Origin of the sequence: Cyanobium gracile UHCC 0139, from assembly GCF_034931325.1 — a bacterium.
Taxonomy (GTDB): Bacteria; Cyanobacteriota; Cyanobacteriia; order PCC-6307; family Cyanobiaceae; genus Cyanobium; species Cyanobium gracile_B.
This window is the reverse complement of record NZ_JAYGHX010000004.1, coordinates 223,172-235,956: the sequence shown is the minus strand read 5'-3', so window position 1 is coordinate 235,956 and position 12,785 is coordinate 223,172. Positions and strand designations below refer to the sequence as shown.

The 12,785-nt window shown below is 68.2% G+C and carries 13 protein-coding genes; 7 read left to right on the top strand and 6 right to left on the bottom strand.

The window, feature by feature from the left end; all coding sequences use genetic code 11:
- Positions 1-43: 43 nt before the first annotated feature.
- Both VB738_RS08910 and VB738_RS08905 read right to left on the bottom strand, forming a co-directional pair.
- Positions 44-1,084 (bottom strand): photosynthesis system II assembly factor Ycf48, encoded by a 1,041-nt coding sequence (locus tag VB738_RS08910; RefSeq protein ID WP_323305407.1) that lies wholly within the window; start codon positions 1,082-1,084, stop codon positions 44-46.
- A complete protein-coding gene (locus VB738_RS08905; RefSeq protein WP_323305406.1) occupies positions 1,084-1,494 on the bottom strand; it encodes a rubredoxin in 411 nt (136 codons plus the stop codon). Before VB738_RS08905 ends, VB738_RS08910 begins: the two co-directional genes overlap by 1 nt.
- A 143-nt stretch (positions 1,495-1,637) precedes the next feature.
- Between VB738_RS08905 and ndhC the strand changes: the two genes are divergently transcribed.
- The 3 genes from ndhC to VB738_RS08890 are packed head-to-tail and all read left to right on the top strand — an operon-like array spanning position 1,638 to position 3,361.
- Positions 1,638-2,000: a photosynthetic/respiratory NAD(P)H-quinone oxidoreductase subunit C gene (gene ndhC / locus VB738_RS08900; protein WP_015109697.1), complete on the top strand. Its 363-nt coding sequence runs from the start codon at positions 1,638-1,640 to the stop codon at positions 1,998-2,000.
- Positions 2,001-2,013: 13 nt separating this feature from the next.
- Positions 2,014-2,766 (top strand): NADH-quinone oxidoreductase subunit NuoB, encoded by a 753-nt coding sequence (gene nuoB / locus VB738_RS08895; protein WP_323305405.1) that lies wholly within the window; start codon positions 2,014-2,016, stop codon positions 2,764-2,766.
- Positions 2,759-3,361 carry an NAD(P)H-quinone oxidoreductase subunit J gene (locus tag VB738_RS08890; RefSeq protein WP_323305404.1) on the top strand — a complete coding sequence of 201 codons (603 nt, stop codon included), beginning with the start codon at positions 2,759-2,761 and terminating at the stop codon, positions 3,359-3,361. Before nuoB ends, VB738_RS08890 begins: the two co-directional genes overlap by 8 nt.
- Before the next feature lie 6 nt (positions 3,362-3,367).
- Here the strand turns inward: VB738_RS08890 and VB738_RS08885 are convergent, their stop codons facing one another.
- The 3 genes from VB738_RS08885 to VB738_RS08875 form a co-directional block, all read right to left on the bottom strand.
- On the bottom strand, positions 3,368-4,468 hold the full coding sequence (locus VB738_RS08885) for a glycoside hydrolase family 99-like domain-containing protein (protein WP_323305403.1): 1,101 nt from the start codon (positions 4,466-4,468) through the stop codon (positions 3,368-3,370).
- Positions 4,469-4,539: 71 nt separating this feature from the next.
- Entirely contained in the window at positions 4,540-6,036 is a 1,497-nt protein-coding gene (locus VB738_RS08880; RefSeq protein WP_323305402.1) for a polysaccharide pyruvyl transferase family protein, read from the bottom strand.
- A gap of 183 nt (positions 6,037-6,219) precedes the next feature.
- On the bottom strand, positions 6,220-7,536 hold the full coding sequence (locus tag VB738_RS08875; RefSeq protein WP_323305441.1) for a gluconeogenesis factor YvcK family protein: 1,317 nt from the start codon (positions 7,534-7,536) through the stop codon (positions 6,220-6,222).
- A gap of 271 nt (positions 7,537-7,807) precedes the next feature.
- Here VB738_RS08875 and VB738_RS08870 point away from each other — a divergent pair, with 271 nt between their 5' ends.
- On the top strand, positions 7,808-8,566 hold the full coding sequence (locus VB738_RS08870) for an ABC transporter ATP-binding protein (RefSeq protein WP_323305401.1): 759 nt from the start codon (positions 7,808-7,810) through the stop codon (positions 8,564-8,566).
- A 4-nt stretch (positions 8,567-8,570) separates the two neighbouring features.
- Positions 8,571-9,593 carry an MlaD family protein gene (locus VB738_RS08865; protein ID WP_323305400.1) on the top strand — a complete coding sequence of 341 codons (1,023 nt, stop codon included), beginning with the start codon at positions 8,571-8,573 and terminating at the stop codon, positions 9,591-9,593.
- Here VB738_RS08865 and bchD read toward each other — a convergent pair.
- Positions 9,580-11,691: a magnesium chelatase ATPase subunit D gene (gene bchD / locus VB738_RS08860; RefSeq protein ID WP_323305399.1), complete on the bottom strand. Its 2,112-nt coding sequence runs from the start codon at positions 11,689-11,691 to the stop codon at positions 9,580-9,582. The two genes, VB738_RS08865 and bchD, sit on opposite strands and share 14 nt — an antisense overlap.
- A gap of 106 nt (positions 11,692-11,797) precedes the next feature.
- Here bchD and VB738_RS08855 point away from each other — a divergent pair, with 106 nt between their 5' ends.
- Both VB738_RS08855 and folK read left to right on the top strand, forming a co-directional pair.
- A complete protein-coding gene (locus VB738_RS08855; RefSeq protein WP_323305398.1) occupies positions 11,798-12,145 on the top strand; it encodes a DOPA 4,5-dioxygenase family protein in 348 nt (115 codons plus the stop codon).
- A 4-nt stretch (positions 12,146-12,149) separates the two neighbouring features.
- A complete protein-coding gene (folK, locus tag VB738_RS08850) occupies positions 12,150-12,755 on the top strand; it encodes a 2-amino-4-hydroxy-6-hydroxymethyldihydropteridine diphosphokinase (RefSeq protein WP_323305397.1) in 606 nt (201 codons plus the stop codon).
- The last annotated feature ends 30 nt before the right edge of the window (positions 12,756-12,785 follow it).

The following is a 12,785-nucleotide window of genomic DNA, read 5'->3' as shown; positions in this document are numbered from 1 at the left end:
CTGGCGGGAGCGGGTCGGGGGGTTGGTTACACAGGGATGCAGTTCAGCCCAGCCAGCGCAGCAGCACGCCCCGCTCCCCGAGGACGAAGCCCTTGCCATCGGGGGCGAAGACGATCCGGGAGAAGTTGGTGGGCTGCTCGCTGCCCACCGGATCCCGCTGCCAGCTGGCGCCGCCATCGTGGCTCACCAGCAAGGTGCCGTTGCCACCGCCGGTCCAGACGGCGCCTTCGGGATCCCAGGCCATGTCGAGGTAGCCGTAGCCGTTGGTGATCGGGATCACGGGCTTGCTCCAGTCGCCGCTCTCGGTGCTTTCGGCGGTGCTCGGGTCACCGTCGAAGCGCAGCTGGGCGCCGCGGGCCACCATCCAGAGATGGCCGTCGGGCTGGAAGCCCATCGACTGCAGCCGCTGGCTGCTGACCCGCTGGTGCACCTGCCAGGCGGGAAGGCCGGGTTCCCAGGTGGCGAAGAAGTTGCCCAGGCTGCTGACACTGACGTAGTCGCCGTCGGCGCTGCGGCGCAGGTCGCGGATGGCGCCGGCGGCATCGCCCACCAGGGCCTGCCAGCTGGAGCCGGCATCGGTGGTGCGGTAGACGGCGCCGACGTTGGTGGCCAGCTCGGCGGTCTTCGGCCCCAGGGCCGTGACCAGATAGGGCTCGCCGGGCAGCTTGGTGTCGAGGAGCAGCCGGCTCCAGCTGCTGCCGGCGTCGTCGCTGTGCAGCAGCAGACCGGGCTGGCCCACGATCCAGCCCTCACGGCCGCGGAAGTCGATGCTGATCAGCCGGAAGTTCTCCTCCTCCGGCAGGTCGAGGGCCCGCTCCTGCCAGCTGGCGCCGCCGTCGTCGGTTTCCATGATCAGCCGGTTGCTGCCCACCAGGAACCCGTGGTCGGGGCTGCTGAAGGCGACGTCAAGGGGGTTGGAGCGGGTGCCCAGGGGGACCGGCTTCCAGGGGCTGGCGGCGGCGGTGGGCAGTCCGGTGGTGACGCAGCCCGTGAGGCCGAGGACCAGCACGAGCGAGAGGGCCAGGCTGAGCAGGGGCCGCAGCGGGCGAAGGACGGCCGGCAGGGCGGGAAGGGGCGCGGACATCAACGCAGGGAATAGAGGGAGAGGAAGAAAGCGAAGGCCAGGGCGAACCCCCCGAAGATCAGCACGTTCTTCTGGCCGGGAGTGAGGCGGTTCACCCCGAGGCCGAAGTTGAGGTTCTCCTCGAAGCCACTGGGCTTGTTGCGCGGGCCGATGTCCTTGAAGGCCCCCACCCGGCTGCGACACACCGGGCAGCGGAATCCGACCGGGTCGAGGTCGAGGAAGGAGGTGCCGGCGGGGATCCCCAGCTTCTTCACACCCTCGGCCGGGTCATAGACGAAGCCGCAGCTGCGGCACTCGAAGCGGTGGCTGGAGGGATCCTCGACGACGGCTTCGGCCGCCCCGCCGGTGGTCTCGGCGGGTCCGGTGGGGAGCTCTTCGGTGGGTGTCTCCGTCGGTGGTTCCGTGCTCATCCCATACCTGGCCTTACCAGGGGACTCTATCGAGGGCGGCCCCGGGTCCCGGGGGCTCTCCGGCCGGCTGGGCGGGCCGGTCGCCCCGGCGACCACCGCCCCCGGAGGCAGGTGGCAGAATGCGCGCCAGGTTGGGTCTGCCGATGTTCGTGCTCTCCGGCTACGACGCCTTTCTGGGCTTCCTGCTGATTTCGGCGGCAGTTCCGGTGCTGGCGCTGGTGGCCAACAAGCTGCTGGCGCCCAAGAGCCGCCAGGGGGAGCGCCAGCTCACCTACGAATCGGGCATGGAACCGATCGGCGGGGCCTGGATTCAGTTCAATATCCGCTACTACATGTTCGCCCTGGTCTTCGTCATCTTCGATGTCGAGACCGTCTTCCTCTATCCCTGGGCGGTGGCCTTCCACCGTCTCGGTCTGCTGGCCTTCATCGAAGCTCTGATCTTCATTTCCATCCTGGTGCTGGCCTTGGCGTATGCCTGGCGCAAGGGCGCCCTCGAGTGGAGCTGAGCTCCTCCCCACCATGACCCTCACACCCCCTGCCGGCTCCCTGTCCGCCAATGCCCTGCGCGATCTGCGCGAGGCCAGCTGCGGTCCCGTGGGCGCCCCTGGCGTCACCGCCGACCTCTCCGAGAACATCATTCTCACCAGCCTCGACGACCTCCACAACTGGGCCCGGCTCAGCAGCCTCTGGCCGCTGCTCTATGGCACGGCCTGCTGCTTCATCGAGTTCGCGGCCCTGATCGGTTCCCGCTTCGACTTCGACCGCTTCGGCCTGGTGCCCCGCTCCAGCCCGCGCCAGGCCGATCTGCTCATCGTGGCGGGCACCGTGACGATGAAGATGGGGCCGGCGCTGGTGCGGCTTTATGAGCAGATGCCGGAGCCCAAATATGTGATCGCCATGGGCGCCTGCACGATCACCGGCGGCATGTTCTCCGCCGACTCCACCACGGCGGTGCGCGGTGTCGACAAGCTGATTCCCGTCGATCTCTACCTGCCGGGCTGTCCTCCCCGGCCTGAGGCGATCTTCGATGCGGTGATCAAGCTGCGCAAAAAGGTGGGCAACGAGGCCCTGGCCGAGCGCGGCAACCTGCGTCCCACCCACCGCTACTGCACGATCCCCCACCAGATGAAGCGGATCGACCCGATCGTCACCGGGGCCTACCTGCGGGCCGAAACCCAGCAGGCCGCCTTGGCCGCCGCCGCCGGTCTGCCAATGGGCACCGCCGCGGACACCGTCCCCGCCACCACCACCACCCCCACCACCGATGCCTGAGGAGTCCCCCGTCACCCCTGGCGCCGCGGACGCCACCGGTTCCGAAGCCGGTGCCCTTCAGGCCGCCGACCCCGGACCCGTGGCCACCTGGCTGAGCGGCCAGGGTTTCGATGCCACCACCCTCGGCCCGGACCATTCCGGCGTCGAACTGCTCGGGGTGGAGCCCGCGGCCCTGCCGTTGGTGGCCACGGCCCTGAAAGCCGCCGGGTACGACTATCTCCAGTGCCAGGGGGGCTACGACGAAGGCCCGGGTGGCCGGCTGGTGAGCTTCTATCACCTGGTCAAGTTGGCCTCCATGGTTGGTCAGTTTTCGGCCATGGCCGATGGCAACGGTCCCCTGCCGGCCGAGGCGCGTCCGGAGGAAGTGCGTCTCAAGGTGTTCCTGCCCCGGGACGGTGCTCTTTCGATCCCCAGCCTCTACGGCCTGTTCCGCGGAGCCGATTGGCAGGAGCGTGAGACCTTCGACATGTTCGGCATCTCCTATGAGGGCCATCCCCACCCGAAACGCTTGCTGATGCCCGAGGACTGGAAGGGCTATCCTCTGCGCAAGGATTACGTGCAGCCTGATTTCTATGAGATGCAAGATGCCTATTGATGGCTCCTATGGCAGATCTGAATCGCTGAGGGCTGCGAGCGTTTCCTGGAGGTAGCGGCTCCCCCAGCGTTGGTCGGGTTCGAGGTGGTTGCCTTCGGCCCACTCGTTCCAGGCGTTGATGAACACGATCGGTTCAGGCAGACCGCAGGAGGGGAGGCGTGCCACGGTCTGCCTGAGCCATTGGCCGTAGCGCTCCGGCGTCGCATCCTGGAGGATGATGCCTCCCCAGCGGCGCCGGGCGGTGTTGTCCCAGGACGGGGTGACGCAGGGGAAGCGGGGATAGGGGGGTACTGGCCTGGAAAGGGCGGCCTGGCAGATCTTGTCGTAGTCGACAACCCGGTGGATGCTTTTCCCCGGTGACTCCTTCTTGATCAAGCCCTTGACCCTTTCCCGCAGGCTGGGGGTCTGGTGGGGGAGCGATCCGAGCATCGGCCAGCAGGGCTGAAACTCCACCGCGGCATCAAAGCCGAAGTCCTGGGGGTCCCTGATCTCACCCTCCTTCGACTCAACGGAAACGAGATACAGATCTCCCAGGCCATGGTCATGGGCGATCGAACGCCAGATCTCTGCCGTTCGTGCCGGATGGGGCAGGGCGCTGGTGCGATAGACGAGAAACAGAGGTTTACCCTCGATCCTGATGTAGCGAGGATCCCTGAAAGCCGTCAAAAGGGACAACAGGTGGTCGCGGTCGTCCTGTTCGCTGTAGATCTGCTCCAGGAGAATCTCATCATCGGATCCGTCCCAGCGCCGGGTCCAGTTTTCATTGGCCCAGCAGAGACAGAAGGGGAAGTCAGGCTCCCCGGAAGCCAGCACGTCTTCGAAGGGCCGTTGCAGGACCCTGCGGCCATTGAACCAGTAGTGGTAGTAGCAGAAGCCATGAAGGCCGAAGGCCTGTGCCAGCTCCGCCTGGGCCTGGCGGACTTCCGGAAGCCGCAGGTCGTAGAAGCCCAGATCGGCGGGAAGGTGGGGCTGGTAGTGGCGGGGGTAGAGAGCCCGTGCCCTGGTGACGTTTCGCCATTCCGTGAATCCCTTGCCCCACCACGCATCATTCTCCGGTATCGGGTGATATTGGGGAAGGTAGAAGGCAATGGCTTTGGCTGAATTCACGGGGAATGAAGGCCTGGCGGAACGGACGTGTATCCGGTGGGGCAAAATCTCAGGGTTCAACCCAACTCACTTTAGGGTCCCATGCGTTGCACCACCCTCCCATTGTTGATTGGGTGATGTGGATCACCACTGGCCACTGATCCTTCAGAGTGTTCCTGTGCGCGCTGCTCGACCAGGCTGGAGCTGGGGGAACCCCACGGGTGTTTGCGTCGGCAGGACACCAGCAGCAGATGCAGCAGTCGTCTCAACAATCGTGCTTTAGAGGTGAGCACAACGTTCTGGGCCCTGATGATTTCAGCCTGTGCCTTGATGGACATCTCTCGCTCGTCCAGGCAACGGACCATGGAGGTGATCCAGACGTCAGGGGCCGGAGAGGAGGGTTGTGCCGCGACGACCCTCAGTCGAGGCCGCTCGGAGTTGGGCGCAGCTGCCTTGATGATCCCCGTGATGGCCTCAATCCTGTCGTCGATTAGTCTCAGATCCTTCGCTTGGGCACTCTCGTCCACTGGCCTGATTGAATCGATCAAAGAGTTGATCACGGTCGCCAATGTGTCAGGCTCAACGCCGTAAGGGAAGTTGCCGTCATTACTTTCTGCCCAGCAGTTGACCTTGTGCACATTCATGGTTATACGCGGTACACCATAGGATCGGGCGACGATGCGGTAATGGAGACTGGTGGAGACGATCGCCGCGGCGTTGGCTATCTGATGGCAGATGGTGAAGATATCAACCGATGGCAGAACCTCAATTGCAATGGAGGATTCAGCGGCCAGTCGCTTAAATCTGTAGAAATCATCCAGTGAGTCGTGATAGTTGGCCGTGCCTGCAAGGCCGATCTTCAAACCGCCCTCGAATCTGGGGGCAATCTGTGATAGCGCGTGAATCAGTGCCGCAGCGTTTCTTCGCAGATACTCGCCATTGAAATGCATAAGAAGGTAGCGAGCCTGTCCTGGCTGGTGGGCGACGGGCATCAATCGGCTGATGGACAGCACGATGTCAGGGGAAAAAATCGCATGATCAACCCCCAGGCTTCTGGCATTTCGTAGAGAGTGGGCGTCTCTGAAGCTGATGAGCGTGGCCGCCGCAAATGTCTGTCTTAGGCTTTCGTGGTGCACAGAATCGTCTGTGAGCCGAGTCAGGCCGATGCCGTAGAAGAGTCTGTTCCCCCAAGTATTCAACTGTTCGTGGATCCGTTCGTATTGGGGTGTTAGGTAAGGGAACGTCCGGTCTGTCCCAAGTCGTTGATGGACCTCAGAGCTGACGACGTCTTTGTACTGGTAAGGCAGAGGTGCTGGAGAGTCGCAGGCGAGTGCATCATTGAAGGTGCAGGAGGCTGATTCTCCACCGACGTGCAGAATCGGGATGTCTCGATCTAGTCCGCTGGCCAGGAGATGAAATATGGAGTGCACTCTGGCGCCGCCACAATCCGTCAGATCATTTTCAAGAATGCTGGCATGAATAGTATTGATCCCTTTCTGTTTGAGGAGCTTCTCAAAGGCAAAGCCCATGAGAAGATCTCCGAAGTTATGCCTTTCAAAGGCGCCGAACAGAATGGCATCGGGATTCATTCGCTATCGGCGCCTGTCGGGTTGTGGTTCTATCAGAGGGTGTGGAGCCAGCCGGTTGATGGCCCAAAGAAGGCTCAATCCGTCAGGAGGCTCCAGGTTCACGGCCTGGGTGTATCCGTCGACGAAGGGTTCGCTCACTCCGGTGCATCCAAGCCGCCGCGACAGCGACGGGAGTCTATGGCTTCAATCTCTCCTGTGCTTCCGGTAGAACCGGATCACCTCCTTGGCCACGCTGCGCGGTTCGTGCCGCAGGGTGGCACTGGGGCGGGCCCCCTGCAGTGGCGCCAGGATCACTTCGTAGCCCTGCTCCTTGAGGACGGAGGCCTGGCAGGTCACCGGTTCGGCGCCCCGCAGTCGGTAGACGTCAAGCAGGCTGGAGTCGTCCAGTTCCTCCTGGGCCAGCACGGCTGTGAACAGCCGCTGCTCCACCCCCAGGCTCGCCAGCTGGGCTTCGATCGCCCGCAGGTGGCCGCCGACGTCCAGGCCGTCGGTCTCGCCGGGCTGGGTCATCAGGTTGCAGATGTACAGCCGCGGCGCCTTGCTGGCGCTGATGGCACTCACCAGTTCCGGCACCAGCAGGTTGGGCAGCAGCGAGGTGTAGAGGCTCCCCGGTCCCAGCACGATCAGCTCGGCGTTGGCGATCGCCTCCAGGGCCCGCGGCAGGGCTGGCGGCCGTTCCGGGGTGCAGCCCAGCCGCACGATCGGACAGGGAGCATGCCCGATCTGGGATTCCCCCTCGATCCGCTCGCCGTTCTCCAGTTCCGCCCACAGGCGCACGTCGGCGTTGGTGGCCGGCACCACCTGGCCCTGCACCGCCAGCACCCTGCTGCTGGCGATGATCGCCGATTCCAGGCTGCCCGTGATCGCCGTCAGGGCACTCAGGAACAGGTTGCCGAAACTGTGGCCCTCCAGGCCGCTGCCGGCCTTGAAGCGGTACTGGAACAGGCGGGTGAGCAGGGGTTCCTCCCGTGCCAGGGCCGCCAGGCAGTTGCGGATGTCGCCGGGGGGTTGCACCCCCAGCTCACGCCGCAGCACGCCGCTGCTGCCGCCGTCGTCGGCCACCGTGACGATCGCCGTGAGGTTGCTGCTGTAGCGCTTCAGGCCGCTCAGCAGGGTGGCCAGACCGGTGCCGCCGCCGATGGCCACGATGGTGGGGCCGCGGTTCAGCCGCCGCTGGGCCAGCAGGGCATCCACCAGCAGGGTGTCCTTTTCTGGGGCCAGGGCCTGCTGGATGGCCCCGAAGCTGCGGCTCTGGCCGAGCCAGATCAGGGCACCGCCGATGAGGAGCACCAATGGGCCGGTGATGCCCCGCGGCATCACCTGGGTGATGCGGTTCAGGCCCCAGCGGATCGTCTCGAGGGTCCAGTAGATGGGCTGCAGGTCGGCCCACACCGCCGCCCCCAGCAGGGCGATCACCAGGCCCAGGCCCGAGGTGATCATCCAGCGCTTCACCACCAGCCCCGGCTGCAGCCAGCGGGCCGCCCGGCGCGAGCGGCTCATCAGGTCCTGCTGGCGCAGGTCACCGCGGCCCACCCAGCGGGGGCGCCCCGGGCGGGAGCCGCCCCGGCGCCGCCGGGCGTTCGCAGCGGGGCCTCGAACCGTCAAGGGCAGGGCGTGGCGACGCGGCACAGACCACCGGAACTGTACGGATGAAAAGCCCGTCCTGAACCGGCAGGATGGGAGTCGGGTCCCCGGGGGCCATCGCCGTGGTTCCTTGGCCCTCAGTCAACTCGCGCTGAAAGTACCCCCGGCCATCCCTCCGGTGGCCCAGATGGAGAACCTCAGCATGCGCTGGGGATCCAACATGGTCCTCGACAGCGTCGACCTGAGCCTCACGCCGGGGGAGCGCCTCGTGGTGGTGGGGCCTTCGGGCTCCGGCAAGTCCACCCTGCTGCGGCTGCTGGCGGGCCTGCAGCTGCCCACCTCCGGCCTGCTGCGCATCCACGGCGAACCCCAGACCTACCTGCGCCTGGACCAGCGCCACCCCCCGGATGTGCGCCTGGTCTTCCAGAACCCCGCCCTGCTGGCTTCGCTGTCGGTGCGCGAGAACGTCGGCTTCCTGCTGTATCGCTTCAGCCGCCTGGGCGTCAAGGAGATCGCCGAACGGGTGGACCAGGCCCTGCAGGCCGTGGGGCTGGCGGGCATCGCCGACCGCATGCCTGGGGAGCTCAGCGGTGGCATGCAGAAGCGGGTGAGCTTTGCCCGTGCCCTGATCGACGACCCCACCCTGGCCTCGGCCCGCACCCCCCTGCTGTTGTTCGACGAGCCCACCGCCGGTCTCGACCCGGTGGCCTGCACCCGCATCGAGGACCTGATCGTGCGCACCTCCCGCATCGTCCACGCCTCCACCCTGGTGGTGAGCCACGTGATGAGCACGATCGACCGCTGCGCCGAGCGCGTCGCCCTCCTCTACGACGGCCGTTTCCGCTGGACCGGCTCCGTAGAGGACTTCCGCGTCAGCACCAATCCCTATGTGGTGCAGTTTCGTAGCGGTAGTCTGCACGGACCGATGCAGCCGGCCGAGAACTGAGCCCATGCGCCGGAGTGTCCGTGAAGCCCTGGTTGGATTTTCCCTGCTGGCGGCCATCGCCAGTGGGCTGGGTCTGTGGTTCTGGCTGCGGGGGGTCTCCCTGAGAGGCAACACCTGGACGATCCGCGCCAGCTTCGCCGATGCCGCCGGTCTGGCCGACCGTTCGCCGGTCACCTTCCGCGGGGTGCTGGTCGGCAGCGTGCGCCGGGTCACCGTCACCGATGCGGCCGTGGTGGCTGACCTGGAGATCACCGACCCGCGCCTGCGTCTGGCCCGTCCCCTGGTGGCTCGTGTCGGCAATGCCTCCCTGCTCGGGGGAGACGCCCAGGTGTCCTTGCTGGCGGGAGGCCCGCCCCTGCCGGCCGGCCTGCCGGGGCCCCGGGAGCGGGGCTGCAACAACAACCGCATGGTTTGCAACGGCGGCCAGGTGAAAGGAATTGCGGCGGCCAGCCTCGACACCGTCACCGAGTCGGTCCAGGGCCTTCTCGACCAGGCGGAGAAGGAACAGCTCGTTCAGCAGATGGTGGCGGCCACCGCCGCCTTCTCCAAGACCGCCAAGGAGACCGAACTGCTCACCAAGAGCGGCCAGGTCTTCCTGAGGGACGCCCAGGTGCTGGTCACCCAGCTGAACCGTTCGGCGGGCAAGGTGGATCCGATCCTGAGCAATCTCAACCTCGCCAGTGCCGATGCCGCCCGGGCCAGCAAGCACGTCGGCAACCTGGCGGCGGCGCTGGACAACCCCAAGACCGTGGCCGATCTGCAGGCCACCCTCACCAACGCCAAGCAGCTCACCGACCGCTGGTCGGCCGTCGGCGGCGACGTGAGCAAGCTCACGGGTGATCCCAAGTTCCTCGACGGCATCCGCAGCGTCTCGATCGGCCTGGGTCGTTTCTTCGAGGAGCTCTACCCCGCCGAGGTGGATGCGGCGCGCGACCGCAAAGCTCGCCAGGACGCCCGCCAGCAGGAGGCGAAGGCCGCCCGCCAGGCCGCCCAGGACCGGCTCGCCCCCACGGTCAGAAACCGTTGATCGCCTCCAGGGCGATGGCGGCGATCGCCTGGTCGCTCGCCTTGGGCAGCTGCACGTAGCGACCGCCGGCCGACTCGGCCAGCTCCTTGCCCATGCCGCTGCCGATGAACTTGCGCTCGGTGTCGATCACCAGCAGCCGCAGGCCCAGGCTGCGGTAACGACTCGCCACCTGCCGCAGCTCCTCCTTGAGGTCCACCGGTTCCTCCCCCTCCAGCGCCGGCTGGCCAAGGGAACGGCTCAGGGGCACGTTGCCGCGGCCATCGGTGATGGCCACCACCACCACCTGGCCCAGGTCGCCGGTGGCCAGGGCGTTCGCCCCCACCCGGGCCGCCTGGGCAAGGCCATGGGCCAGGGGTGAGCCGCCGCCGCAGGGCATCGACTCCAGCCGCCGGCGGGCGGCGGTGATCGAGCGGGTGGGCGGCAGCAGCACCTCCGCCTGCTCGCCGCGGAAGGTGATCAGGGCCACTTCATCGCGGTTCTCGTAGGCCTCGGTGAGCAGGCGGATCACGGCCCCCTTGGCGCTCTGCATGCGGTTGAGGGCCATCGAGCCGCTGGCATCCACCAGGAAGATCACCAGGGCGCCGGCCTTGCGCTGCAGCTGCTTGGCCCGCAGGTCCCCCTCCTCCACGATCACCTTGCGGTGGGGCTCCCGGGCGCGGCGGGCCTTCTGGTACGGCGCCGCGGCCCGCAGGGTGGCGTCGATGGCGATGCGGCGCACGGGGCCCCGGGGCAGCATCGGCTTCACGTAGCGGCCGCGGCTGTCGCTGAACACCACCGCCCGGCTGCCGCTGCCGCCGCTCTTGGCCTTTGCCGAGGCGAACACCAGCAGGTCGGGGTCGATGGCGGTGGCCTCCGGATCGAGCAGGAATTCCTCGGGGATCTGGGGTGGGGCCTGGTCCTGGGGGCTGTCGTCCTGGTCGTCGTCCTCCTGATCCTCAGGCGCGTCGGTGTCGGGCTCCTCCTGGGGCGGCTCCGGCTCCTCGGGGGGCTGCTCCCCCTGGGGCGGCGGTGGCGGCGGCGGCTCCATGGGCTGGTCGGGATCCGGGGGCGGCAGTTGCAGGGCCCGCGGGGCGATCACCAGGCGCACCGCCACCTGCAGATCGTCCGCGTCCACCCGGTCGCGGCCGGAGAGGGCCGCATGGGCCCGGGCCACCCGCACCGCGTAGAGCTCGGCCCGGTGGCCCTCCACCCCCCCGCGGATGGCCTCGGTGACCAGGTAGCGGATCTGCTCCCGGTCGATGGCCACGTCCGGCAACCACTGGCGGGCCAGCAGCAGCTGGGTGGCGAGGGCTTCGGTCTCCTCCTGCCAGCGGGCGCCGAAGGCGGCGCTGGAGGCCCCGTGGTCGAGGGCCGAGCGGGTGATCGCCACCCGCTGGTCGGTGTCGAGCAGCTGGTTGGCCGACAGGGCGATGGCGAAGCGGTCGAGCAGGTGGTCGCGCACCGCCCCCTCCTCCGGGTTGTAGGTGGCGATCAGCATGCAGCGGCAGGGGTGCGACAGGCTCAGCCCCTCCCGCTCGATGCGGTTCTCGCCGGAGCCCACCGCCGCCAGCAGCAGGTTGGTGATGCCGTCATCGAGCAGGTTGAGCTCGTCGACGTAGAGCACCCCGCGGTGGGCCTCCGCCAGCAGCCCGGGCTGGAACACCGGCGCCCCGGCGGTCAGGGAGGCGGCCACGTCCACCGAGCCGATCAGCCGGTCTTCGGTGACGCCCAGGGGCACCTGGATGAACGGGGCCGGAATCACCCGGGTGGGCAGCAGGGCCTCCGGATCGGAGCCGCTGGCATCGCCGCCCAGTTCGGTGATGCGCTGCCGGGTGGCCCCGTCCCACTCGTCGGGCCGGGAGGGATCGGCCTGCCGCAGCCCCGGACCATCGGCCAGATCGATGACATCGATCGGCGGCAGCAGGGCATGGAGCCCCCGGGCCAGCACCGATTTGCCGGTGCCGCGGCCGCCGGCGATCACCACGCCGCCCAGGCCGGGGTCCACCGCCGCCAGCAGCAGGGCCAGCTTCAGGGTGCCGTGGCCGGTGATGGCGGCCAGCGGAAAGCTGCCGGTGGGGGCGGCACCGGCGGGCGCGGCAGGGGACCCGCTGACGACCATGGGGCAGTGGCTGGGTGGGGTGGCCAGTCTCGCCGACCGGGTGGCGGCGGGGGCGGCCCGCTGGCCCCGATACCCTGCCTGGACGTCAGGCCCCGGTCGGCCGCCGATGACCCGCCGCCCCTCCAACGTTCACGAGCGCTATCACGCCCACGTCTATTTCAGCGCCGCTGAGGCGGCGCAGGCCGCTGACCTCTGCACCGGCGCCGGGGCCCGCTTCGGCCTGCCGGTGGGTCGGGTGCACCTAGATCCAGTGGGACCCCATCCGGTTGGGAGCTGCCAGATCAGCTTCGGCCAGGCGGACTTCGAGGCCCTGATCCCCTGGCTCGAGACCCACCGCGGCGGCCTCACGGTGCTGGTGCATGGCCTCACCGGCCAGGATCTGGCCGACCACACCGAACATGCCGCCTGGCTGGGGGAGCCCGCCCCCCTCAACCTGGCGGTCTTCGGCGGCTGAGCCGATGCCTCCCACCCCGGCTCGCCCCTCTCCGTCCAGCCTGGCCATCGCCCTCGGGGCCAACCTCGGTGACCCCGTCGCCACCTTCGCGGCCGTGCGACCGCGGCTGGAGGAGGAGCTGGGCGCCTGGGCGGCGGCTCCCCTGCAGCTGAGCTGGTCGCCCCGGTTCCGCACCCAGCCGGTGGGGGGGCCGCCAGGCCAGCCGCCTTACCTCAACGCCGTCCTGCTGGCCTGGAAGGGCTCCGCCCACGGGCCCGACGGGGCCTGGCCCGATCCGTTGCTGCTGCTGGTGCGGCTTCTGGCGTTGGAGGCGACGTTCGGCCGCGAACGCCGCGAGCGCTGGGGACCCCGCCGTCTCGATCTCGACCTGCTCTGGTGCGGGGCGATGGCCAGCCGTGGCCCACAGCTGGTGCTGCCCCACCCGCGCCTGGGGGAACGGGCCTTCGTGCTGGCCCCGCTGGCGGCGATCGATCCGGACCTTCCCCTTCCCCTGGCGGCCGCCCTCACCCCCCGCACGGCCGCCGCCGGGCTGGCGGCCCTGCCGCGGGCCGCCCTGGAGCCGCCTCCCCTGGCCCTGGCGGGGGAGCCGGGCTGGCCGGAAGGGCCCTGAACCGCGCCCCCCGGCCCCTGCCCGTCACAC